Origin of the sequence: Microcoleus sp. N3A4, assembly GCF_036701805.1 — a bacterium.
Lineage (GTDB): Bacteria > Cyanobacteriota > Cyanobacteriia > Cyanobacteriales > Microcoleaceae > Microcoleus.
Genome location: NZ_JAUBRJ010000003.1, coordinates 180,458 through 203,582 on the forward strand (window position 1 = coordinate 180,458; position 23,125 = coordinate 203,582).

Genomic DNA, 23,125 nt, shown 5'->3' on the forward strand with positions numbered 1-23,125 from the left:
GGCGATCGACTCTTCAACCCTTGTGCCGTTGCTCTGAGCAACGCCCAAAAAGTTAAATTTAAATGCAGAACACCCGATCAATCAACCCTTGGCTCATCCAATCCCAGCGGCACAAAATACTGACTGTAAACCACACTATCCGGCTCCCAAAGCGGCCGCCAATAAATATTTTGGATCACTGCTTTCTCCCCATCACCATCAGCAGGCCACTGAAAACTGACGATCGCAATATTGCTATATCCCACAATCTCATCACCCTCTTGCACCCAGCGATTGCGCCACAACAGCGATATAAAATTCCACAACCTACGCAGGAATGACAATTGTTTATTTTTATGCGATCTATCAGACGCAGTTCCCTTTTCTAGCAGCAAAAACACCCGAGCTCTTTGCCGTTTAATCCAGTCAATCCGATAGCCCCAATCAGGCAGAGATTGTCTATTCCTGACAGCAGCCGCCAGAGCTTTCTTTTTGCCAATTCTCGAAATTTTAATTAATTCCAGCGGCTCATTCCATCCCAAACATTCGTGCGATCGCTCAGGAAGCAGCGACTTAATCTTAGTATGAATTAAATGCGTTTTCCACTCCTCATTGATCAAAGCACTAGCAGTCAACTGCGCCAGCACAGAAGATTGACAATTTGACCGATAATTCTCCCTCGTCAAAGGCTCAATATTCGATCGAGAATCGCCAAAATGACAATCAGACCAATAACTGAGCCGCACAGCAGCAGCATAGTGAATATCCCCGCTCAACACAATCACCCGATCGCGCTGTTTAAAAAGTTCCGACAACAGCTTCACAAAAGCCAACTCGTGAAAATTCCACGCATCCCCCGCATCGCTATTAAAAACCTTCCCCTGTTCCACATCCCACTTTTGCACCGCATCAATAATCCACAAACCCACCAAATTTGTCGGCACAACCACCAGCGTCGCCTCAATCTCAAACTCCCCAGTTTTATTCAGCAAATCAGTCTCCTTCAAAGGTTTCTGAATTTGCTCCTCAAAACCTTTGTGAGTCAAAAGCATCGGCGGATCGATCGCGCTTTTCACCGGATACCCCCGCCAACTCCGCGTATCCAGCACAATCACCTCGTGCTTAAAACTTCTCACAGTAAAATGCCAATTCAAAACCTCACTTACACCCTCGCCATCCCGATCCAAAATAAAAACATCTTCATCTAATTTCAACTTAGGCAAATGAGTTTTCGGATCTAGCGCTGGAATTCCCAAATACGAAGCCGCTTCCTCCCAAGCAGAAACATCAGTCCCCGCCGAATTCGACCATTTTTCAGCAGTTGTTAATAATTTATCTCCCGGTTTTTCGCGATCGAACTGTGCGGGCGTATTCCCCCAAGCCTGAAACACAGCGTAAGCCAGCAAAGCATTTTGCACCACCCGCCGACCCAGCGGCTTCCCCAGCACCCGGTAACACCACTCTCGATTCAAATAAAAATCGTCGCTAACATCGTGGTCATCGCAAATCATATAAGTAGGAATATTCGCTAGCGCCCTCCTCACCCTCCACAAGTTGCGAACAAAACCGTCAAGTTCAACAACTTCTCTATCCCAGACTTTTGCCTGCTTAGAATTTGGGCAAATATCCTTACCCTTCGGAAAACGCTCGCACCAAAGTACCGGCGACCAAACTAACAAATACATCGCATAATATTCGCCCAAGCTAAACAAGTGACTTTTAGCATTGTTGGGTTTATTCACCAACATCGCGGTAAAGCCGCCAAAATCTCTGGCAACATCGCTGCGAGTCCCCGGCTGTAACTCAATTGGTTTTTTGGACTCATAGTTAGCATCAGAGGGTTTCTGAATAGGTGACTCTTTAAAAATTTCCCTCTCTGGGCCCACTGCATTTTCGTTTTCCGCATTTTTAGGTATACTGATACACAAATTCTTTTTAATTTGGGCATCATCCATCAGGGGTAGACTCTCTTCCCAGCCCAACAGGGTATCGCCAGCATCAGTCAAAGCCCACAGCATCGCATCGGCAACGTCGTCGCCGTAAATTTGGTCGCCCGTTAAAAACAGTTGGTGGGGCCTGCTATTTGCCGTACTTGCAAACTGTTCGATCGAATTATCCAAAATTGGCAGCGCATCCCTGCCGTCTCCGTGGGGCTTGCGACAAGAACCGTGAACGATACGCAAATAGTTTAAATCGTTCGGCGGCAGGGCAAAAGTGGGCAACTGGTGAGCGAAATAACTAATCGTCTCCCGTCCCAAAGCCGACCAATCAGGGGACGCCGGCCACAGGCAAGAAATGAGATTTTCTTTCTCATTTTCTGGGACTGCAACCCTCGACGGCGACTCGCGACTGCTGGTAAACTCAATGTCATAAGCATAAATTTGCCCGGATGTCAAGACATTGCTGTCGATCGGTTTAGCAGTCACCGCCGCTACGTGCAGGTATTTGCCGAGCTGCACGGTAGAGTTCGCACCTTGGAGCAACGGCACCCCGACAATTTCGCCGGTTCCGCCTTCAGTCGAATAAACCTTGAGTTCGACTCGGCGGGGTGCTTTCAGAGCCAGCCAAACTGTCACGGCCCGACTTTCAGTCCGGCGCAAAATCGGGCCCGCAAGGATGAGCGGCAAGTGATGAATTCGATGACTTAAGGGCGTCCACGACATAGGAATTAAAAATTAAAAATTAAATCAGGGGTTTTCTAGCAATCAGCTTTCAGGCGATCGAGAATCTGTCACCCGTTTAATTAATGCTAAGTCTGCCAACCCAAGTCTACAAAATTGTAACAACTCATTAAGTAAAATTAATAATCAACCATGCTAAAAGAAGAACAATTACATCATTTTCTAAATTCAGTCCCGCAGCTAGCAATTAAACCATCAGAACCCGCCCTAGCACCCAACAGCCCGCCGCTCTACTCGTCACCTTTAGATCGGGCGATCGACCGCCACCCCCTCACCGTGGCTCCAGAAACCCCGATCGCCCAAGTGTTGGCTCTCATGAACCCCATGCGGGTCTCCTGTCAGCTTTGCGGCGAAAAACACAACGCTGTTGCTAGCGCAGCCAAGCGCAGTTGCGTCTTAGTCGTGGAAGACTCGCGGCCGATCGGCATTTTTACAGAACGCGATATCGTCAAGCTAACTACCGTCGCAGCTTGTGCGGTAGGACTGACAATTGCTGACGTAATGACTCGATCGCCCATTACCCTCAAACAATCCGAGTCTCCAGATATTTTCACAGCTATATTCACCTTGCGCCAGCATCAGATTCGGCATTTGCCCGTAGTGGACGAGGACTCGCGACTTATGGGCATCATCACCCGCGAAGCCATTCACGATGCCCTGCAACCGGTTAACTTGCTAACCAATTTGCGCTGTGCAGCAGATGTCATGACCAAAGAAGTCATTTCGGCCCCAAAAACTGCCTCAGCCCTCGATTTAGCCGAACTCATGGTCAAGCATCGAGTTAGTTCCGTCGTCATTGTCGAAGAGCAAACTCAGCATCCACAGCGGGCGATCGCACCAATAGAAAATTACCTTCTTCCGATCGGCATTGTCACCGAGCGGGATATTGTGCAGTTTCACGCCCTCGAATTAAACCTCTCGGAAATCCAGGCGGCGAGGGTCATGAGTGCGCCTTTATTTTGCATATCTCCCGCCGATTCCCTCTGGAGTGCCCATCAGTCGATGCAGCGGCACTGTGTCCGCCGTTTGGTAGTAGTTGGCAGTCACGGAGAACTTTTGGGCGTTGTCTCTGTGACAAATTTGCCGCAAGTTTTTAACCAATCAGAAATGTACGGGACGATCGAGCTTTTGCAGCAAGCAGTTGACGATCGAGCCTCCCAATTGCAGAAAGCCAACGAACTTTTGCAGGAAGAAATTTTAGAGCGACAGCGGGCCCAAGAAGCCCTGCGCCAAGCTCACGACGACTTAAAAAAACAAGTTGAAGAACGCACCGCTCAACTTTTAGCATCAAATGAATTGTTGAGACGCGATATTATCAAGCGCCAGCGAGTCGAAGAAGTGCTGCGGCAAAAGCAAACTTGCTTGAAAAATCAAGCGCAGCAATTAGAGGAAACTGTGCGAAAGTTGCAGCAAACTCAAACTCAATTAGTGCAAACCGAAAAAATGTCTTCTTTGGGACAAATGATTGCCGGTATCGCTCACGAAATTAACAACCCTGTTAATTTTATCTACGGCAACCTTTCCCACGCCAGCCACTACATCAAAGAATTGCTCCAACTGTTGCAACTCTACCAGCAGCAATATCCCGAACCAGTCTCGAAAATTCGGGAAGCAGCAGCACAGATAGAAGTCGATTTTTTGGTAGAAGATTTATCTAAGATCATGTCTTCTATGCAAGTAGGAACCGAGCGCATCCGCCAAATAGTGTTGTCGATGCGAAATTTTTCGCGATCGGATCAATCTAAAATCAAGCTCGTTGATATTCACGAGGGACTCGACAGCACTTTGTTGATTTTGCAGCACCGGCTCAAAGCTTACGGCGGACATCCACCTATTCACATTATTAAAGAATACGGAAATTTGCCCCAAATCCAGTGCTGTGGCGGTCAGATAAATCAGGTGTTCATGAATATTATCGGCAATGCTATTGATGCTTTGGATGAAGAAATCCAGCACGGGGAATGGGCGAGGAGAAATGAGAAAAATTCACCCCCGTCAAATCCTAGTTCTCCATTGACTCTTCCCACTATTACAATTCGCACTGAAGTTGTTGGCGGCGATTTTGTGGCGATCCGCATTTCCGACAACGGGCGGGGCATACCGGAGGAGGTTCGCCGCCAATTATTCGATCCGTTTTTTACTACCAAACCAGTCGGCAAGGGTACTGGTTTGGGACTGTCTATTTCCTACCACTTAGTTGTGGAACAGCACGGGGGGCGGCTCGACTGCGTTTCGGAAGCTGGAGTGGGTACTGAGTTTGCGATCGAGATTCCGATCGTCAGTTGTCATGAGTCAGCACTCAATCGTCAGTAGTCTTTGGGAATAAATAATATTCTCCCAATCTCCCAATCTCCCACTCCCCCAATCTCCCACTCCCCCAATCTCCCACCAATTCCTAAAAATTCACAATTTTTTACAAAGCACCAGAAACCCCAGCAAAATCACTCTTTCCCAATCTAAAACCTCAAATTTCAAATCTAAAATCCTATAACTTTGCCCTCCCCAGACCCAAATCAGCCGAACTCAATTCGAGTTTGCCTCATCCACCAGCGCCTTTATCCCCTTCAAGTTACCGGCACAAGCCATCAACTGCCTGCATCCTAGCCCGAAAGCCAAAAGCCGAGATTGTTTGAGAAGTTAATTTTTGTTTTATTTTTGTACCTCTTTATATTAAGAAAGTATTCTAAAATCTAAAAAAAATCTAAAAAAAATCTAAAAATAGATTTTTAATTCAAAAAAACAGCTAAGATTCCCAAAGATGCAAAATAAACAAATTTACTAGCATTTTGATTTGGTCGCCCCCTTTCTTTTCCTCGCAAGTTAGCTAATAATGCTTTCAAAGAGCTAACTTGCGCCGACTCCGCAATTGACATGAAGGGCATTGCTGTTGAGCATTGCAGTAAGGGAATTGGAGTTGGGTATTGCAGTAAGGGCGATCGCAACATCAAAGCGTGAAACCCCAGCCCCGAGCGTTTTGATAGAAACCTATAGGAGAACAAAGAGTGAAACTCGCAGTTTACGGAAAAGGTGGAATTGGCAAATCGACAACAAGCTGCAACATCTCCGTTGCCCTCGCCAAGCGCGGCAAGAAAGTTTTGCAAATCGGTTGCGATCCAAAGCACGACAGCACATTTACGCTGACGGGCTTCTTGATACCCACAATTATTGACACCCTTCAGCAAAAGGACTATCACTACGAAGACGTTTGGCCCGAAGATGTCATCTACAAAGGCTACGGCGGCGTTGACTGCGTAGAAGCAGGAGGCCCTCCAGCAGGAGCTGGATGCGGTGGTTACGTAGTCGGCGAAACCGTCAAACTGCTCAAAGAACTCAATGCCTTCGAGGAATACGACATCATCCTGTTCGACGTGCTCGGCGACGTAGTGTGCGGCGGTTTTGCAGCCCCATTGAACTACGCCGACTACTGCATGATTGTTACCGACAACGGGTTCGACGCTTTATTTGCAGCCAACCGCATCGCCGCCTCAGTCCGCGAAAAAGCCCGCACTCACCCGTTGCGGCTCGCCGGTTTAATTGGCAACCGCACCTCCAAGCACGACTTGATCGACAAGTACGTAGACTCCGTACCCATGCCAGTGCTCGAAGTGCTGCCCCTGATTGAAGACATCCGTGTTTCTCGCGTCAAAGGCAAAACTTTGTTTGAAATGGCCGAGACCGATTCTTCCCTGAACTACGTCTGCGATTACTACCTGAATATCGCCGACCAGATTTTGGCAAGACCCGAAGGAGTAGTGCCCAACGACTTGCCCGATCGCGAATTATTCTCCTTGCTTTCAGATTTTTATCTAAATCCAGTGCAACCAGTGGTCAAGAAGGAGGAAGATGAGCTAGACCTGATGATGGTTTAATAGGTCTAGCGATCAGGATGAGGATAAAGAGGTTATGGCTTTTTTTGATACTTTTTCAGTTGCTCTCAAACAGAAGTGGTTGGACTACTACCAGGTAAATCGGGCTTGGCTGCTCCTGCACATGACGGCTGACAACACGGTCGCCACACCCGACGGCGGGAAAAGGCCTGTTTCTTACCTCATCCTGGGAATTGCCGCTGCCCTGGAGCCGGAACTCCAGCAACTAATGCTGCCCTTCTCAAAACTCAAGGCGGATGCAGACAGCCTGATCGAAGTGTTGGGACTAAATTTTGACCCGGACATGGCACTAGGTATGCCCTCAAATACCGCGCCACAGACGGCAGGCCAATCTCCAACACCCGCAGCACCCGCAGCCGCAGCGACAGCCCCACCAGCAGCGACAGCAGCCCCCGCAGCGACAGCACTCGCAGCGACAGCACCCGCAGCCGCAGCGACAGCACCCGCAGCCGCAGCGATAGCACCCGCAGCCGCAGCGATAGCACCCGCAGCCACTGGAAGTGAAACAGCAGCCCCCGCAGCGACAGCAGCCGCAGCGACAGCACCCGCAGCCGCAGCGACAGGAACCCCCGCAGTGCCCGCAGCGACAGCAGCACCCGCAGCCGCTGGGGGTGAAACAGCAGCGACAGCAGCCCCCGCAGCGACAGCAGCACCCGCAGCCCTTATCGAGCAAGCTGCACCCGCAGATGCCAAATCTAATAAATTGGGCGGTGCGGCTTTAGGAGCAGCCGGAGTAGTCGCCGGAGTCGCCGGAGTCGCCGGTCTGGCAGCAGCAGCGTCAGCACTGAGCTCACAGGAGGAATCCTTGGAGTTTGAGGAAGAAGCGGTCTCCGACTTCGACCTGGACGCTGACGAGGAAGAAGCGGTCTCCGACTTCGACCTGGACGATGACGAGGAAGAAGCCTCGGCTTTGGGCGGTCTCGACCTGGACGATGACGAGGAAGAAGCGGTCTCCGACTTCGACCTGGGCGATGACGAGGAAGAAGCCTCGGCTTTGGACGGTCTCGACCTGGACGATGATGAGGAAGACGCCGTATCTGACTTCGATATGGGCGACGATGAGGAAGACGCCGTATCTGACTTCGATATGGGCGATGACGAGGAAGAAGAAGCTTCGGCTTTGGGCGGTCTCGACCTCGGCGATGACGAGGAAGAAGAAGCTTCGGCTTTGGGCGGCCTCGACCTCGACGATGACGATGAAGAAGCTTCGGCTTTGGGCGGTCTCGACCTCGACGATGACGATGAAGAAGCCTCGCAATTTGGGACTTTGACCTCTGGGGATCTCGAATCGGGAATATCCGATCCGTTTGGGGAAGAAGATCCTGATTTTGTCGCCGAAGAAATACCCGATCCTTTTGGGGCACCGACCTCAGATGACCTAGACATGGATCTGGGCGACTTGGACGAAGACGGTATTGACGATTTCTCTGTATCTGATGACGATGACCTCGACGATCTCGGACTTGACGATCTGGGAGAAGCAACTACCGGAGATCCTGACGAAGATGATTTAGATGCTCTAGGTCTCGGCGATTTGGATTCCGACGATGACGATGAAGAAATTTCGGGCTTTTTGTCGGATTTTAAGTGAGGTTGTGGCGATCGGCGGAGTCTCTCCTAGTCTGGAAGTTTCCCGCTCTATTTGTAAGTTGTGAGTTGCGAGTTGTTAATTTTTAATTAGCTCAAACTCACAACTGTCAAAAGGCTTTTTGCCTTAGCGAGTTGAAGAACACTAAATCCCTGCTGTGAGGGATTGTATGCCCTCGCGCAGAATTTTTTAGCTCAAATTTTGGATGCTGCTGCGGAAATATTGAGTTTGCTGCATCTATTTTTCAAAGGAATTACGGCAAAACCAGGTATTTCTATTATTGTTCGCTTTGATAAGCCCGATCGCAAAAAACAGATTTTTTTTCGCCGCTGTGCCTGTTCGCGTTTGAGAGGAAAAACAACCTATTTCTCTCGTCCGCGAGAGCAGCGAGGCGATCGCAAAATACAGGTATTTCCTCGCTTAGCGAGCCTGTCCTGTTCGAGACGAAAAACAATTTAAAGGGAGAAGATTTGAGATATGACTGCTATTACTACTAATGAACCGGAAGCTTTAAACTTTGAATGCGAAACAGGCAATTATCACACTTTTTGTCCGATTAGCTGCGTAGCTTGGCTTTATCAAAAAATTGAAGATAGCTTTTTCTTGGTCATCGGTACCAAGACTTGCGGCTATTTCTTGCAAAACGCAATGGGTGTGATGATTTTTGCCGAACCTCGCTATGCGATGGCTGAGTTGGAAGAGGGCGATATTTCCGCTCAGTTAAACGATTATGATGAGTTGAAGCGGCTGTGCTTGCAAATTAAGCGCGATCGTAACCCCAGTGTAATTGTCTGGATCGGCACTTGCACAACCGAAATCATCAAAATGGATTTGGAAGGGTTAGCGCCGAAACTCGAAGCAGAAATTGGCATTCCCATCGTCACAGCCCGCGCTAACGGCTTGGATTACGCCTTTACTCAAGGAGAAGATACCGTTTTAGCAGCGATGGCTGCTAAGTGCCCTGAGAAAGCGCCCGTGATGGAATCTCAGAAACAAGAACGCAATGCTATCTCTCAACTGCTGAATTTCGGCAAGAAAAAAGAGGAAGTTGCAGCAGATGAATCGGAATATGTCAAGCACACACCGCTGGTACTTTTTGGTTCTTTGCCCGATCCGGTTGTCACTCAGCTAACCTTAGAATTGAAGAAACAAGGAATCAAAGTTTCCGGTTGGCTTCCTTCCAAGCGCTACACAGAATTGCCAGTATTGGAAGAAGGCTATTATGTATCGGGCATGAATCCGTTCTTGTCGCGTACTGCTTCTACGTTGATGCGCCGCCGCAAGTGTAAGCTAATTGGTGCGCCATTCCCGATCGGGCCTGACGGAACTCGCGCTTGGATTGAAAAGATTTGCTCAGTGTTGGGCATTGAACCAAAAGGTTTGGACGAACGGGAAGCGCAAATTTGGGCTGGTTTAGAAGATTACCTGCAAATAATTCGCGGTAAATCTGTCTTCTTTATGGGAGACAATTTGCTGGAGATTTCTTTAGCACGTTTCTTGATTCGCTGCGGCATGACTTGCCCGGAAATTGGCATTCCTTACATGGACAAGCGCTATCAAGCGGCCGAGTTGGCTTTGTTAGAAAAGACTTGTCACGAGATGGGAGTTCCTACTCCTCGGATTGTGGAAAAACCAGACAATTACAATCAGTTGCAGCGGATTTACGAGCAGAATATTGACTTGGTGATTACTGGTATGGCTCACGCTAATCCTTTGGAAGCGCGGGGGATTAATACTAAGTGGTCTGTTGAGTTTACTTTTGCTCAGATTCACGGCTTTGGTAATGCGCGGGATATTTTGGAGTTGGTGACTCGTCCGCTGCGCCGGAATAATTCGCTGAAGGATTTGGGTTGGGGTAATTTGGTGAAGAATGAAGCGAAGGTTTAGTTTTTGAATTATACCTAATTCATCGCGAGGGTGGGCAATGCCCGCCCTTGTTTATTAGAATAGTACAAGCATCCGTAAAAATTCATGGGCAAGTTAGGAAAACTGGTAGAACAATTTTTAGCAAATCCACCAGAAGTGCGGTTTGACGATGTTTGCTATATCCTAACTGCTTTTGGGTTTGAAGAGAAGCGATCGAAAGGAAGTCACCATACTTTCCGAAATGCTTATGGATTAAAAATTACAGTTTCTAAAAAAGGTGGGAAGAAGGTAAAAGGAGTATACGTCAAGCAAATTGTTGTGCTATTAAAACTGGAGGAATGGAGCAATGAATCAGAAGATGAAAGTCAAGCTTAAATCTCTAGACTATTACTTGAGTCTTAAATATCCTATCAGTTTTTATCCAGAATCCGAAGGTTATACAGCTATAATCAAAGACCTTCCTGGCTGTATGTCTCAGGGTGAAACTTTATCGGAAGCGATGGAGAATATTCAGGAAGCTAGGGAATTATGGATAGAAACAGCTTATGAGTGTGAAGATGAGATTCCTTTACCTACAACGGAAATTGAGTATAGCGGAAATTTATCGTTGCAAATTCCTAAATCTCTACATTTGAGTTTAGCAGAAAAAGCGGAAAGGGAAGGAGTTAGTCTTGACCAGTACATTCTGGTTGTGTTAAGTAAAGCAGGCTAAAAGATAATCAAATAAGGATTATCAAGTTTGAGGCACGCTTCAAGGGCGATCGCTCTTTTATTTTTTTATGAACCGCTGATGCAGGCAGATTAACGCAGATTAACGCGGATGAAGAGTGCGATCGCGCTTTTCCCCAACTTTTCCAGAATCTCAGGCCACAGGCCCGCAACACAATTCAGGAAGCGCCGCCTATAATCGAAACTAGCCCAACTCTCATCAGTTGAGAAACCGCCATGAGTCAAGACAAGGAAGAAATTAGCTATTCAGAGAAAACAGAACGTCTCAGAGTTATCGGTCAGTTTATCAAAACTGTCACACCGATGATTTGGACGATCGTAATTTTAGTAGTCATCATTCCCCTATGCGGTAACTTTCTAATTTCCCAGTCACTAACAAATACCGGAACTACAGCAGTTGTCGTCTCGCCGCCGCACGATTTTAGCAAAGTCAACCAAGACGTTAAAAACGCTATCCAACAATCCCATACAACAGCCGAAACTTTCGCATCAAAAGAATTGGACAAATGGGAAACCGAAGTAATCGCGCGGGTTGACAATAGTTTCCTCGATTGGTACTTTGATTACTTCAATCAAAAAAAGATGGAGTTTACCGTACCTTTTAATTTCGTGAAATCAGCCGTACTCAACAGGTTTGACATGACAGCAGCATCTCGTGCTGTTTCCGAAAAATTAACCGAAGACTTTCAAAGAGAATTTGCTAACCGCGTGCTGGTTCCCAAAAACGCTCAATTGCGATTTCAATTAATCACTCAAGATACTGCTAATTTGTACATATCAGAAGTTAGCAAGAATGTGAAAGTAGTTCAAAATAATTATAATATACCGCAAGTACATTGGGATAAATATCTGAACGATATTGCCACCACAATTAGCGACAAAGGAAATGTCTCGAATTTATCATTAAAAGTATTAGTTGGCGGCAGCGGCTACTTGCTTGCTAAACCGTTAATATTGGGAGTAGCAGCTAAAGTGGGCAGCAAAGTTACGGCTAAAGTTGCCAGTAAAGCCGCCGCCAAGGTAGCTACAAAAACAGGCGGTACAGTTGCGAGTCAGTTGGGAGTCAGTTTAATCGATCCGATTGTCGGCATCGGGATTATCATTTGGGATTTGTGGGATTACAATCACACAGTCACAGTAGAAAGACCAATATTGCGGGAACACATTGTAGCTTACTTGAAAGATGTCAAAAAATCACTGCTCACCAATCCTGAAAGCGGAATCATGGCAGCAATTTATCAGTTAGAAAGCGGTCTTCTCAAGTCGCTTTAATCATTTGGCGTTGATTAATACAGGTATGAATTGAAGATTTCGGAATTGCCATCAGCCAAGTATGGTGAGTTTTGTCACTTCCGAAAAAAGTTGGTTCATACCGTTAATCAGCTACGCAAAACCAAGATAAGATAGAGGAATAACTAGAATAGTTGCAATATTTTATCACATATAAAATATATCATAAAATGGAAGAAATCGCAAGCTGTTAAACTCAGATTAAAAGGATTTAGTTATCGAGAAATCGCAAAACGATTAGAAGTTTCAACAAGTTTTATTGCACAAACTCACAGAAAATATTTAGCTGGGAAATCGCGGAATTAAAGTTAAAATATCACGGCTAAACAGCTCTCCGCAACGCCTCCAGTTCCTATCTCAACCCGAAAACCAAAATATAGCCTTTCTCAAAAAGATGAGGTATGACTGACAGCTTACATAACCACCCAGACGCTTGAGGGCTAAAGCCCAACAACGTCCGCGAATCTTTCTGAGAACCGCTATATATCAGAACTAGAAAGATATTTGAGGTAAAATTATGATGTAATATTTAAATCCCGGTCAAGTTACTATCGAATCTTGAAAGCGGTTAATTAACCTGGCAAAAAGCCAAGGTATAAAAATCGATCGAACAGCGATAAGTTATTCACAAAAAACGCTATTTTTGGCGAAAAAGATGATCGAAGCAGAAGCCAGAAATAGCAGTAGGATAACTGGTACTGTATCCCTTAGATGAGTGTCAGTCCGCCGATCGAATACTCCAAAGGAAACGATCGAGCGGGCAGTTGCGATCGCCCCCAAAGACTAAAATCAAGTAAAATTGCAAGTATTTGGTCGATCGACCCCCGTTGCTAGACTATATTTGGATTCAAGGTTTGCTATACTCCAGAAATAGACACATATTAACCTTTGGAAAATCAATAGGCCGGAGCTATGACATCCTATGCAACCTCTACAGCAAGAGCCGAGATGAGTGAGATCCGGCGCTTGAAAAACATACTGCCCCCAGAACTCCAAAGTTGGGTAACAGTAGAAAAAACAATAGAAGTTAATCCTACCCTGATTCGCAGCGAAGAAATAGGCAAAGACCAGGTAGAAATCCAAATAGACCTGATCCGCTGGGAACAGCTAGCAATGGATCAGCGCAACCTCCTATTTTGGCACGAAGTCGCCAGAATCCAAAACGACACCATCCCCAGAGATGGTTGGGAAATGGCAGCCCTCGCCATTGGTTTAGGCGGCGCCGTCGGTGAACTTTGGGTGCAAGACGGCTTGCTGCTGATACTGGCGCTATCCCTGTGCGGCGTCTCCGGCTGGAGACTTTACCAAAAAAATAATGGAGAGAAAAGTTTAAAAGAAGCAGTAGACGCCGACGAAAAAGCCCTCGCCCTCGCCACCCGCTTCGGCTACACTCTCCCAAATGCCTACAAAAGCCTCGGTAGCGCCTTAAAAACCTTAATCGAGCAAACCTCCAAAAAACAGCAGCGGGCTAAATACGAAGCTCGTCTCCAGGCCCTCAAACGCAACGCAGCCAAAGCCAAAGCTAAAGTCAAACCCATCACCCGCGAAACCTCTCAGTCAGAAAACGTCTACAATTCTTAATATTATCCCCCGACGCTGGGTACGGGGGTTTTCCAGTTAACGGTTAACGGTTGACTTTCCAGTTGACCGTTAACTGCGGTCGCTATCCCCTGCAATGCACGCACGCGAATTCTTAAGGACAAGATTAATTGGTGTGAATCCACAAAAATCTTGATTCCGATGTCAAAGTTTAGCAGCGGCTGCGTTCAAAAATCTTTCCGCCAAAACTTTGACTGGTAGGCTCAAGTCTATCTTTGCCTGTGATATCACGCTCGGCGGCAGAGTTTTCAGGCATTTTTGTAAAGTTTGTATAAAGCTAGCCTTTTGTTGACAACGTTAACAACAATTTAACAACAATATTTGGTAAAGGTGGATCTGCTAGGACAGAATAGGCTAAAGACATCAGCTTGAAATTTGAAACTAGGACTTCATGGTCAGTCACACCCCAGAGGCAGATTTTCGGGTTACGTACTTGGACGACGAGATTCCCTCAGTTCACATACCCGTGCGCTTGAGCGTACTTGAAGCCGTAAACTTCAAGACAACCTGCCAGCAACTTTTCTCTGGAAACACCGTTCCCAGCAAAATTGTCCTAGACTTCAGTCATACGACATTCATCGACAGTAGCGGGATCGGTGCGTTAGTCAGCAATCTGAAATTTGCCAAACAGCGCGGCAGCGACTTGGTGCTCCGAAGCCTCAAGCCGCAGGTGATGGCAGTATTTGCTCTCACCAGCCTAGATCAAGTGCTGACGATCGAGCAGCCCTCTGCAACCTCAACTCCCACAGAGACCAACCGCTCAGACAATCAGCTACCGATGACCCACCCCTCAGTGCAATCGTGGGTGAAACGGCTGATAGACATTGTTGGGGCAATAGTCGGTTTGATGATTACAGGAATTTTGCTCGTACCCATAGCCGCAGCCATCACGATCGACAATCCAGGCCCGATATTGTTTGCCCAAACCCGCTGCGGCTGGATGGGCAAACAATTTCGGATTTGGAAATTTCGATCGATGTGTACCAACGCCGAAGCCATGAAAGCACAAATCAAAAACCAAGCTTCTGGCGCATTTTTCAAAAATGACAACGACCCGCGGATTACCAAAGTCGGGCGCATCTTACGCAAGACCAGTCTCGACGAACTGCCACAGTTTTGGAACGTGCTCAAAGGGGAAATGAGTCTAGTCGGTACTAGACCGCCTACCCCAGACGAAGTTGAGCGCTACGAAGTCCCTCAGTGGCAGCGTTTGGATGTCAAGCCCGGGATGACCGGCGAATGGCAAGTCAACGGTCGCTCTCAAGTCCGCGATTTTGAAGATGTCATCCGTTTAGATTTAAAATACCAACAAAACTGGAGCCTGATGTATGACTTGAAACTAATTGTTAAAACCGTAACTGTTCTGTTTAACAAAAATAGCGGGGCTATGTAGGAGCGGTCAACCACCCACCGCTAAACTATGGAGTGCTGTTGCCGACGGGCGGCGGGAACTAGAACTCGATACTTCGTCAACCAGGCGATCGGTAGCGATACCTACGTTAGCATTAAGTGTTAAAATTCACACGCCCAGAAAAGGCGCAGCTAGTTACCAGCTCTGCAATCAGAGCATTAATTAGCAATTTGCGAGTTCGAGGTCGTACTCGAACGATCCCAGCATGGTTTTCGAGGACGAGAAGAACTCACCTGTGTTTAGAAAAGTACCGACTGCTAACACGGTCGAAGCTCAAATCACTCCTTGCCAGCCGACTCGGGAATTTTTCCTATTTATACGCCCTACCGAGGCGGGTTACAGTATCGGAAGTCTCTCATTTGCTATGCGAGTAAATTGTGCGAAAGGAATGCTCACCTTGAGGCAAAACGGGCTTCTTCAACTCAAGCTTGACTTAACTAATATGTTGCCAAGACCTTGCCCTCCTTTTCCTCTCCCTCCGGCGCTGATTACAGCGGTGGTGGGGGCCGACCAGGGGGAAGAAAGATGAAAGACAAGCAACCAAAGGCCGAGTCGCACCTTCAGGTTGAAACAGACCTGAATGCTTTAACATCCGTTTTGGAATGGTTGGAGAATATCGTTTTGCCCCTGCTGCCAGCGGATTTCTGGTGGCAGTGCCGGCTGATAATCAACGAAGGCTTTACAAACGCTGTCCGCCACGCTCACCAGAACTTGCCCCCCGCGACGCCGATCGACATTGAGGTAAAAGTGTTTGCCGATTACTTAGAAATTAGGATTTGGGACAGGGGTCAACCCTTCAACTTAGAAGCAAAGCTGCACTCGATCATGCAAGAGCAGCGCGATCCCTTGGACAGAGAAGGAGAAAGAGGACTGGTGTTCATGTACAAGCTCACAGACGAGCTGCGGTATATTCGTACCGACGATCGCCGCAACTGCCTGGTAATGCGTAAAAACATTACCTGATGGCGCGAGACCCGCCCGAGCCAGGGCGGCTTCTTTCGATCGTCGGAACGTCACAGCGCCGCCCCCTGTTGTGCTACCCGGAACCCAACTACATCCTCTGCAATTCTGCGGGTGCAGGATCGATGCACGCGGCGACAGGATAATTTGCTTCAAACTAAATATTATGCGTATTCTAATTTATTCCTATAATTACCATCCAGAGCCGATCGGCATTGCCCCCCTGATGACAGAACTAGCGCAAGGCCTAGTCAAGCGCGGCCACGAAGTCCGAGTCGTCACAGGAATGCCCAACTATCCCCAGCGCCGGATTTATCCGCAATATCAGGGCAAATTTTACCTCACCGAAGAACACAAGGGCGTCACAATTCAGCGCAGCTACCTGCGCGTCAACGGCCCCCACCCCAGCCTGCTAGACCGACTTTTGCTAGACGGAAGTTTTGTCGCCTCCAGCGCCGTCCAAGCCTTCAGAGGCTGGCGTCCAGACGTGATTTTCTCGACAATGCCCCCTTTACCGATTTGCGTCCCAGTCGCCTTTTACGGCTGGACTCGCGCTTGCCCGATCGTCCTCAACGTTCAGGATATCGTCTCAGAAGCAGCCGTGCGCGTCGGCTTGGTCAAAAAAAACGGAGTGCTAATTCGGATTGCCGACGCCTTAGAAAAATTTGCCTACAGCACAGCCAGCCAAGTCAGCGTCATCGACAGCGGTTTTGTCAACAAATTGCACTCTCAAGGAGTACCCCCGGAAAAAATAGTTTGCGTTCCCAATTGGGTTGATGTCAATTTCATTCGCCCCTTACCCAAGGAAAATAACTCATTTCGAGAAACTCACAAACTCAAGGGCAAATTTGTCGTTCTCTATGCTGGCAATATTGCCCTCACTCAAGGCTTGCAAACAGTTGTCCAAGCAGCCGCTCGTTTGAAACACATACCCGAAATCGCTTTTGTAATTGTGGGGGAATCAACAGCACTCGCGCGATTGCAAAAAGATTGCGAAACTTACAAAGCTAATAATGTAATGTTGCTGCCATTTGAACCGCGAGAAAAATTGCCGGAATTGTTAGCTGCTGCTGATGTTAGTTTAGTCGTACAAAAGCGCCGCGTTACTAACTTCAATATGCCTTCAAAAATTCAAGTAATTCTCGCCAGCGGCCGGGCAATTTTGGCTTCGGTTCCAGAAACTGGTACGGCCCAGAAAGCAGTGCAGCAAAGCGGTGGCGGGGTGGTGGTAGCGCCGGAAGACCCGCAAGCTTTGGCAGATGCAGTTGAGGATTTGTACTTAAATCCCGCTCTGGTGGATGCGTTGGGCGAGCAAGGCAGAAATTATGCTGTGGAGAATTACGGATTTGAGGAAGCTTTGAATCATTATGAAGCTTTATTTGCGGCGGTTGCAGCGAGTCATGCTGAGAAAATCTTGGCACCGCTGCCCAAATAAAATAAGCCGTTGAAACCGCTACTACACAAACTTTCATCCGCCTTCGCGGACTAAAAAATCAAGCGCAAACTAAAGAATCAAGGAGGTATTGAAACTAGGTTAGGTATTACTAATTACCCATTACCACCCCAACAATCCCTGCCATCAAAATAATCATATCAAATTTACCATTAATGTATAAAACAATCTTACAGGCTAGCCAGACCACACTCAGCTACCAGAATCCGACAAAACTTTTGTGAAAAATTTTTAAGAACATCCCCAAAGCATTCTGTTAACCGATTCAATTACTCCCGTCCTCGAAAAAATTCATCAAGATGCTAACTAATGTATCGGTCAAGATAGTGGTATTTATTGGCGATTAACTGACCAGGTAGAAAGGGGTGCAGAAGCACCGGACTGGTTTTATGTGCCCAATGTCCCAGGCTTGACGGTTAATTGCGCCGTTATTATGCGATCTGGACATTCTATTATTCATTTAGTTGGGTTGATTTTTACGAGGTAGTTTAGCCAATTTCATTTGAATCAAGTTAAATAAGGGAATGAGATACAAATAAAAGGCATAAGGGATAAAATCTGAATTGACATTCAAGACAGTTGCAGGAACTAATCCGGCAATATTCCAAGGGATTAATGGAGAAATCACAACAGCGGTATTTTCCAAGTCAACAGCGAGTTGATAATCATCTAATCCATCTTTTCGGTATTTTTCTTCAACTAACTGATGAGTCAGGAGGATTGCGATTGTTTGGGTGCAGCCAAATGCTGCTGAGAAAATGCTAATTACTGTCGTTCCCAAAAATAAATCACCTCTCGATCGAGCTTTGTTTAGATACACTTCAATAAATTCTAGCGTTCTCGTCCCGGCAAAAATGCCGGCAAAGGCTGTCGATACAATCACAACTGTTGAAACTTTGACCATAGACAAAATCCCTCCTCCCGCCACAATATCTTTTAAACTAGAAGTTGATTCTAACTTAAATCCGGTGAGCGCGAATTGAAGAAGGTCGATCGGCGAATAACCTTGGACAAAAATGGCGATCGCACTTCCGACAATTACACTAACAGCCATCGCCATTTTGACTTCAACTCGCAATACACAAAGAATTAAAATTGTCAAGGCAGGCAGCAAAGTTATCGAGTTAAGATTGAAGGCTTTGGCAATTTCAAAAGCTAGGTTATTGCCAGCAAGTTCGACGGGATTTGCAAAGGATAATATTAAATATAAGAGGCTGGAAATTATCAGCGGGTAGAAAGCTGTTACCGCCATATTTTTAAGGTTAGTATAAATTTCTGTGCGGGTAATGGCGGCAATCAAATTAGCGCTAGAAGACATCGGAGAACACCGATCGCCAAAATAAGCTCCGGCAACAATTGCCCCGGCAACCATATTGGGATTGACACCGCTGCCCCTTGCCGCGATCGTTAAAGCGATGCCGATCGTACTCGCAGTGCCAAAGGAAGTTCCCAGCAGCACAGAAACAATGCTCGTTAAGATAAAGGCCGAAAAGATAAAATACTGAGGGCTAATTAATTTAATTCCCCAATATACGAGAACCGGAACCGTCCCCGCAGCCATCCAGACAGCCATGACTGCCCCGATTAAAAGTAAAATACCGATTACTGAAAAAGACTTTTGACTTCCTGTTACAGCCATTTTGATTAAGCTTTTTAGTTGAAATCCTCTGTTTAACAAAATGGCAATCAAAATTACCATCGAAGCCAGAAGTGGAGCAACTATAAAATAACCTTTGATCGCACTGACTAAAAGTAAAATAAATGAGATAATTACAAAAAATAGCAAATCCATTATTGATGGGCTTTCATGTATTCTCTCAGTAAGGTGTTGATCTGGGTTTGATAACCACGACCTTGAGATTTAAACCACTCCAAAACATCACTGTCAATGCGTAAGGTCACTTGAGCTTTAGTCTTAGGGTTGGGCAATCCTCGCTGAACTACGGCTTTAGCAAACATTTCAGGCGTAATTTCAGGGCAATCAGAGAAATCAATATCTTCATCAGTCATGGCATCTAGGCGTTGCCAGTCAGTTTGAGATTTGCTCGAAGTAAATTCGTTGTTCATATTTAGTTGCTTTTCTAGCAGAAATAATGCGGGTACATTCCTCTCGTTCTGTATGGACGATAGCGACTACTCGCCCTTGCAACAAACCAAAAGTCACAAACCTTTGCTCCCCATAACTGAATCGTTCGTCCTCAACCGTCAGGATTTCTCCATCAAAAACTACTGGAACGTCGATAAAGTCAATCCCATGTTTGCTAAGGTTGGTAAGACGTTTAGTCTCATCCCACTCAAATTCCATACCTTGATTGTCGATATTGTAACTACAATCTGTCGTTACAGCCACTTACTTTAACACATCTTTGAATGGTTCAGGTAGAGCCGATCGCCCCCTTCGCCCCCTTCACCCCTCCCCATCCCAGATATCACCACAACCCTGTGTGCCCGACACAGCAGTCGATCGAAACAAAACGCTAAAATAGTAGATCATACAATTTTGGAGTTAATATTTGACACTTGCACCCGCGCGCGAAAACGTCCTAGCTTGGCTCTGTGACCGCGTTCCTGCTGCCCGCATCACACATATCCTCGGAGTCGAACAGGTAGCAGGTGACTTGGCTCGCCATTACGGCCTCGACGAAGCAAAAGCCCGATCGGCCGGACTGTTGCACGATTTGGCAAAATACTTTAAACCTCAACTGCTGCTACAAATGGCAAGGGCGGAAGGTTTAGAGTTAGACTCAGTGTTGGAAGCGCACCCGCACCTGCTGCACGCAGACGCCAGCGCGATCGTCGCTAGAGACGAATTCGGAGTGGTCGATCGAGAAATTTTGGAAGCCATCGCCAATCACACCCTCGGCAGACCAAACATGAGTCAGCTTAGTTGTACCGTATTCATAGCAGACACAATAGAGCCGAGCCGCGGCAACACAGCCGCATTAGAAGCACTGCGCGAGGCAAGCTTGCAAAATCTTTATGCAGCCGTGTGGCAAACTAGCGATTATTCTCTTAAATATTTGCTAGAAACTCGCTGCTACATCCACCCCCGCACCGTACTTACGCGGAATTGGGCGCTGCTGATGGCCCGCGAATCGCCGGAAACAGGAAATTCGACGGAGAAGTCGATCGAACAAATCACAAGTTAAAAGTAAAATTTACTCCTAATCCTGTCCTTACTTTTGGCTTCAACCTAACTCCTATTTCCAGTCTCAAACTGCCAACAACCGCTCGCGAAAGCGCACCGGTTCCCCCTTACCGTATCAATTAGGAACTTAAACACTTAATGTCTGATTTAACCCAACTCGAATACTCCAGGGCTCAGTCTACAGCAACGGACAGCATCTCCTCAGACGAAGCCCGCGGCCTGATCATGACCGTTGCCCAAGCAGCCGATGACCGCAAAGCCGTTGATATTGTATTGCTCCGGGTGGCAGAAGTATGCTATTTGGCAGACTACTTTGCGATCGTCACCGGATTTTCCAACGTGCAGGTACGAGCCATCTCCCAAGCGATAGCAGACCAAGTGGAAGAAGAGTGGCAACGCTTGCCGCTGCGTACACAAGGGCTATCAGACGCCAGTTGGGTCGTCATGGACTACGGCGACGCCATCATTCACATTTTGAAGCCTCAAGAGCGCGAGTTCTACAATTTAGAAGCCTTCTGGGGACACGCCGAACGCATTGACTTTTCCCCCGCGCCGTGAGGATAGCTAATGTGAAAGACGCTTCTGTTTCTATTTGTCCCGTTCCGCAAGAGCAGCGACCGGTCAATGAATACCAAGAACTGAAAGAATCCTGGTTTTTTAGCTGGGTAACACTCAATTGGCCGGGATACCTGGCAAAACTAGCTTGGGTGTGGGCTTGGAGTTGCTTGATATCCGGGCCGATAGCTGCTTCTAGCTTTTCTCCTGTCAAGTATCCAGCTCAGTTTGTCCTCAGCAGTGCCGCAGGTGCCGGTTTTATTCTAGGATTAGCTTTGCTGCGACTCTACTTGGGTTGGTTCTACGTGCGATCGCGCCTTTCAAATCCCACGGTCGTCTACGAAGAGTCTGGCTGGTACGATTGTCAATCTTGGCCTAAAACTCCCGAGGTTTTGCTTCAAGATCAGTTGATTGTCAACTACCAACTAGAACCAATTCTCAGGCGTCTGCGGCAGACATTTTATGGTTTGACAGTATTGCTGGTTGCCGGGGGACTAATTTGGAGTTGTTTGTAATCGGGAATGAAAGGGAGTTTTGAGTTCTGAGATAGCCGCGCACAGACAACAACGCACAGGGGGTGCATGAGTAAAAAACGATCGCAGAAAGATTAACTTTACAACTCGTAACTGGTAGCTGGCAACTCAAAACTTCCACCGGCCCCAATCTAAAATCTAAAATCTAAAATCTAAAATTGATATGACAAGGGGAAAACGAACCCAAGCTCCCGAACTGGAAGTCACACTGCTGCGCGAAGGTATTGTGGAATCTAAGCACCGTGTCCAGGCCGCTGTCTGTGACAACCGCGGCCGCGTTTTGTCCGTTGCTGGTAACTCGGAAACGGCCTCATTTGTCCGTTCTTCACTCAAGCCTTTTCAAGCTTTGGCGGTGACGGCGACTGGCACTTTAGAACGCTACGAATTGACCGATCGAGATTTAGCGATTATTTGCAGTTCCCATCAAGGTACGATCGAGCAATCGCGCCAGGTGTTTAACGTCCTGTGGCGCTGCGACATTGACCCCTCTAAAATTCAATGCCCCATTCCTGAAGGCAAAAAGAGTTCCCTGCAATACAACTGTTCCGGCAAACACGCGGGAATGCTGGCTGTCTGTCAGCAACTGCACTGGCCTCTGGACACTTATTTGCGCCGCAAACATCCCGTCCAGCAGCTTATTTTGGGCAAGGTGGCTGACTTGCTGGCAATGCCTGCCGAAGAGTTTATCAGCGCTCGCGACGACTGCGGCGCTCCTACCTATCTGTTGCAGTTGGGGCAAATGGCGTCTTTGTACGCTAAGTTGGCCTCTGGCGACAATGTGGAGATGGAGCGGATTGTCCGCGCTATGACTCATCACCCAATGATGGTTGCTGGTGAGGGCAAATTTGACACAGAACTGATGCGCTTGACTCAAGGGGAATTGGTGAGCAAGTCCGGCGCCGAAGGGGTGCAGTGCATTGGCCGGGTTGGCGAAGGCATGGGCTTGGCAATTAAGGTGACGGATGGAGGCAAGCGCGCTCAGTTTGCTGTGGCGATTCACTTGCTCAAGCAGTTGGGCTGGATTACTCCGACGATCGCGGAAACTCTTTCGGAGACTTACCTGGCTCTCAGCGATTTTAAGCGACTGGAGGTAGTCGGAGAAGTTTCGATGCTTTAGGGCGATCGAGGCTCTGAGCCGATTTCAGCAACCCCTCCCATAATCTAAAAAGTTTTTTTGATGTAGGGGTTGCAATTTTCAGAAAGATATGTTTATATTAAAGAGAGACAAAGCGACGCGGGATAGAGCAGCCTGGTAGCTCGTCGGGCTCATAACCCGAAGGTCAGTGGTTCAAATCCACTTCCCGCCACCAAATTGAAGCGAACCCTGTAATCGTTAAGGTTTCAGGGTTTTGTTTTTGGAAACCACTACAGAGAGACAAAGCGACGCGGGATAGAGCAGCCTGGTAGCTCGTCGGGCTCATAACCCGAAGGTCAGTGGTTCAAATC

22 protein-coding genes, 1 tRNA gene and 1 pseudogene are annotated in these 23,125 nt (G+C 47.3%); 19 read left to right on the plus strand and 5 right to left on the minus strand.

From position 1 onward, the window contains the following. Positions 1-77 precede the first annotated feature (77 nt). Complete coding sequence (locus QUA56_RS03185) at positions 78-2,642, minus strand: PhoD-like phosphatase (protein WP_333353113.1); 2,565 nt, start codon at positions 2,640-2,642, stop codon at positions 78-80. Positions 2,643-2,792: 150 nt separating this feature from the next. Between QUA56_RS03185 and QUA56_RS03190 the strand changes: the two genes are divergently transcribed. The 9 genes from QUA56_RS03190 to QUA56_RS03225 all read left to right on the plus strand — a co-directional run bounded on the left by QUA56_RS03190 (position 2,793) and on the right by QUA56_RS03225 (position 13,601). Then, positions 2,793-4,973: a CBS domain-containing protein gene (locus tag QUA56_RS03190; RefSeq protein ID WP_333353116.1), complete on the plus strand. Its 2,181-nt coding sequence runs from the start codon at positions 2,793-2,795 to the stop codon at positions 4,971-4,973. Positions 4,974-5,662: 689 nt separating this feature from the next. Beyond that, complete coding sequence (bchL, locus tag QUA56_RS03195; RefSeq protein ID WP_333237439.1) at positions 5,663-6,529, plus strand: ferredoxin:protochlorophyllide reductase (ATP-dependent) iron-sulfur ATP-binding protein; 867 nt, start codon at positions 5,663-5,665, stop codon at positions 6,527-6,529. Between the two features lie 34 nt (positions 6,530-6,563). Further along, positions 6,564-8,138, plus strand: a complete 1,575-nt coding sequence (locus QUA56_RS03200; RefSeq protein ID WP_333353119.1) for a DUF5331 domain-containing protein — start codon at positions 6,564-6,566, stop codon at positions 8,136-8,138. 474 nt (positions 8,139-8,612) lie between these two features. Then, the gene (locus tag QUA56_RS03205; protein ID WP_199292772.1) at positions 8,613-10,022 is read left to right on the plus strand and encodes a ferredoxin:protochlorophyllide reductase (ATP-dependent) subunit N; all 1,410 of its coding nucleotides are present in this window, start codon (positions 8,613-8,615) and stop codon (positions 10,020-10,022) included. A gap of 84 nt (positions 10,023-10,106) precedes the next feature. Continuing rightward, on the plus strand, positions 10,107-10,376 hold the full coding sequence (locus tag QUA56_RS03210) for a type II toxin-antitoxin system HicA family toxin (protein ID WP_333353122.1): 270 nt from the start codon (positions 10,107-10,109) through the stop codon (positions 10,374-10,376). Next, entirely contained in the window at positions 10,348-10,713 is a 366-nt protein-coding gene (locus tag QUA56_RS03215) for a type II toxin-antitoxin system HicB family antitoxin (protein WP_333141128.1), read from the plus strand. The genes QUA56_RS03210 and QUA56_RS03215 overlap by 29 nt, the downstream gene beginning before the upstream one ends. 233 nt (positions 10,714-10,946) lie before the next feature. After that, positions 10,947-12,002 (plus strand): hypothetical protein, encoded by a 1,056-nt coding sequence (locus QUA56_RS03220; RefSeq protein ID WP_333353125.1) that lies wholly within the window; start codon positions 10,947-10,949, stop codon positions 12,000-12,002. Positions 12,003-12,185: 183 nt separating this feature from the next. Then, positions 12,186-12,326, plus strand: coding sequence for a helix-turn-helix domain-containing protein (locus tag QUA56_RS36725; protein ID WP_445242869.1), 141 nt, complete (start codon positions 12,186-12,188; stop codon positions 12,324-12,326). A 606-nt stretch (positions 12,327-12,932) separates the two neighbouring features. Then, positions 12,933-13,601, plus strand: a complete 669-nt coding sequence (locus QUA56_RS03225) for a DUF3318 domain-containing protein (protein WP_172189967.1) — start codon at positions 12,933-12,935, stop codon at positions 13,599-13,601. Positions 13,602-13,603: 2 nt separating this feature from the next. Here QUA56_RS03225 and QUA56_RS03230 read toward each other — a convergent pair whose 3' ends face one another. Then, entirely contained in the window at positions 13,604-13,744 is a 141-nt protein-coding gene (locus QUA56_RS03230; RefSeq protein WP_333353128.1) for a hypothetical protein, read from the minus strand. A 266-nt stretch (positions 13,745-14,010) separates the two neighbouring features. Here QUA56_RS03230 and QUA56_RS03235 point away from each other — a divergent pair, with 266 nt between their 5' ends. The 5 genes and pseudogenes from QUA56_RS03235 to QUA56_RS03255 form a co-directional block, all read left to right on the plus strand. Further along, positions 14,011-15,012, plus strand: a complete 1,002-nt coding sequence (locus QUA56_RS03235) for a sugar transferase (protein WP_333353130.1) — start codon at positions 14,011-14,013, stop codon at positions 15,010-15,012. A gap of 543 nt (positions 15,013-15,555) precedes the next feature. Beyond that, positions 15,556-15,993, plus strand: coding sequence for an ATP-binding protein (locus tag QUA56_RS03240; protein ID WP_333353133.1), 438 nt, complete (start codon positions 15,556-15,558; stop codon positions 15,991-15,993). Then, on the plus strand, positions 15,993-16,136 hold the full coding sequence (locus QUA56_RS03245) for a hypothetical protein (RefSeq protein WP_333353136.1): 144 nt from the start codon (positions 15,993-15,995) through the stop codon (positions 16,134-16,136). The genes QUA56_RS03240 and QUA56_RS03245 overlap by 1 nt, the downstream gene beginning before the upstream one ends. 20 nt (positions 16,137-16,156) lie before the next feature. Then, a complete protein-coding gene (locus tag QUA56_RS03250) occupies positions 16,157-17,425 on the plus strand; it encodes a WcaI family glycosyltransferase (protein WP_333353139.1) in 1,269 nt (422 codons plus the stop codon). Between the two features lie 199 nt (positions 17,426-17,624). Beyond that, positions 17,625-17,849, plus strand: a pseudogene (locus QUA56_RS03255) (Uma2 family endonuclease); the annotation flags it as partial. Positions 17,850-17,903: 54 nt separating this feature from the next. Here QUA56_RS03255 and QUA56_RS03260 read toward each other — a convergent pair. The 3 genes from QUA56_RS03260 to QUA56_RS03270 are packed head-to-tail and all read right to left on the minus strand — an operon-like array spanning position 17,904 to position 19,793. After that, on the minus strand, positions 17,904-19,235 hold the full coding sequence (locus tag QUA56_RS03260) for a Na+/H+ antiporter NhaC family protein (protein WP_333353141.1): 1,332 nt from the start codon (positions 19,233-19,235) through the stop codon (positions 17,904-17,906). Then, the gene (locus tag QUA56_RS03265) at positions 19,235-19,510 is read right to left on the minus strand and encodes a BrnA antitoxin family protein (RefSeq protein WP_333262869.1); all 276 of its coding nucleotides are present in this window, start codon (positions 19,508-19,510) and stop codon (positions 19,235-19,237) included. Before QUA56_RS03265 ends, QUA56_RS03260 begins: the two co-directional genes overlap by 1 nt. Continuing rightward, on the minus strand, positions 19,473-19,793 hold the full coding sequence (locus tag QUA56_RS03270; protein WP_333353144.1) for a BrnT family toxin: 321 nt from the start codon (positions 19,791-19,793) through the stop codon (positions 19,473-19,475). Before QUA56_RS03270 ends, QUA56_RS03265 begins: the two co-directional genes overlap by 38 nt. A gap of 163 nt (positions 19,794-19,956) precedes the next feature. Between QUA56_RS03270 and yqeK the strand changes: the two genes are divergently transcribed. The 5 genes from yqeK (at position 19,957) to QUA56_RS03295 (ending at position 22,989) form a co-directional block, all read left to right on the plus strand. Further along, positions 19,957-20,592 (plus strand): bis(5'-nucleosyl)-tetraphosphatase (symmetrical) YqeK, encoded by a 636-nt coding sequence (gene yqeK / locus QUA56_RS03275; protein ID WP_333353147.1) that lies wholly within the window; start codon positions 19,957-19,959, stop codon positions 20,590-20,592. A gap of 137 nt (positions 20,593-20,729) precedes the next feature. Continuing rightward, positions 20,730-21,149 carry a ribosome silencing factor gene (rsfS, locus tag QUA56_RS03280; protein WP_333353150.1) on the plus strand — a complete coding sequence of 140 codons (420 nt, stop codon included), beginning with the start codon at positions 20,730-20,732 and terminating at the stop codon, positions 21,147-21,149. An 11-nt stretch (positions 21,150-21,160) separates the two neighbouring features. Next, on the plus strand, positions 21,161-21,661 hold the full coding sequence (locus QUA56_RS03285) for a CGLD27 family protein (RefSeq protein WP_333353152.1): 501 nt from the start codon (positions 21,161-21,163) through the stop codon (positions 21,659-21,661). 181 nt (positions 21,662-21,842) lie between these two features. Beyond that, on the plus strand, positions 21,843-22,796 hold the full coding sequence (locus tag QUA56_RS03290) for an asparaginase (protein WP_333353154.1): 954 nt from the start codon (positions 21,843-21,845) through the stop codon (positions 22,794-22,796). A 116-nt stretch (positions 22,797-22,912) separates the two neighbouring features. After that, positions 22,913-22,989: transfer RNA gene (locus QUA56_RS03295), tRNA-Met, on the plus strand. The last annotated feature ends 136 nt before the right edge of the window (positions 22,990-23,125 follow it).

What these genes read in the sequence shown, in the direction of transcription:
- QUA56_RS03185 (WP_333353113.1), bottom strand. Translation starts at nt 2,642, where the DNA reads ATGTCGTGGACGCCCTTAAGTCATCGAATTCATCACTTGCCGCTCATC.
- QUA56_RS03190 (WP_333353116.1), top strand. Translation starts at nt 2,793, where the DNA reads ATGCTAAAAGAAGAACAATTACATCATTTTCTAAATTCAGTCCCGCAG.
- QUA56_RS03200 (WP_333353119.1), top strand. Translation starts at nt 6,564, where the DNA reads ATGGCTTTTTTTGATACTTTTTCAGTTGCTCTCAAACAGAAGTGGTTG.
- QUA56_RS03205 (WP_199292772.1), top strand. Translation starts at nt 8,613, where the DNA reads ATGACTGCTATTACTACTAATGAACCGGAAGCTTTAAACTTTGAATGC.
- QUA56_RS03210 (WP_333353122.1), top strand. Translation starts at nt 10,107, where the DNA reads ATGGGCAAGTTAGGAAAACTGGTAGAACAATTTTTAGCAAATCCACCA.
- QUA56_RS03215 (WP_333141128.1), top strand. Translation starts at nt 10,348, where the DNA reads ATGAATCAGAAGATGAAAGTCAAGCTTAAATCTCTAGACTATTACTTG.
- QUA56_RS03220 (WP_333353125.1), top strand. Translation starts at nt 10,947, where the DNA reads ATGAGTCAAGACAAGGAAGAAATTAGCTATTCAGAGAAAACAGAACGT.
- QUA56_RS03225 (WP_172189967.1), top strand. Translation starts at nt 12,933, where the DNA reads ATGACATCCTATGCAACCTCTACAGCAAGAGCCGAGATGAGTGAGATC.
- QUA56_RS03235 (WP_333353130.1), top strand. Translation starts at nt 14,011, where the DNA reads ATGGTCAGTCACACCCCAGAGGCAGATTTTCGGGTTACGTACTTGGAC.
- QUA56_RS03240 (WP_333353133.1), top strand. Translation starts at nt 15,556, where the DNA reads ATGAAAGACAAGCAACCAAAGGCCGAGTCGCACCTTCAGGTTGAAACA.
- QUA56_RS03245 (WP_333353136.1), top strand. Translation starts at nt 15,993, where the DNA reads ATGGCGCGAGACCCGCCCGAGCCAGGGCGGCTTCTTTCGATCGTCGGA.
- QUA56_RS03250 (WP_333353139.1), top strand. Translation starts at nt 16,157, where the DNA reads ATGCGTATTCTAATTTATTCCTATAATTACCATCCAGAGCCGATCGGC.
- QUA56_RS03260 (WP_333353141.1), bottom strand. Translation starts at nt 19,235, where the DNA reads ATGGATTTGCTATTTTTTGTAATTATCTCATTTATTTTACTTTTAGTC.
- QUA56_RS03265 (WP_333262869.1), bottom strand. Translation starts at nt 19,510, where the DNA reads ATGAACAACGAATTTACTTCGAGCAAATCTCAAACTGACTGGCAACGC.
- rsfS (WP_333353150.1), top strand. Translation starts at nt 20,730, where the DNA reads ATGTCTGATTTAACCCAACTCGAATACTCCAGGGCTCAGTCTACAGCA.
- QUA56_RS03290 (WP_333353154.1), top strand. Translation starts at nt 21,843, where the DNA reads ATGACAAGGGGAAAACGAACCCAAGCTCCCGAACTGGAAGTCACACTG.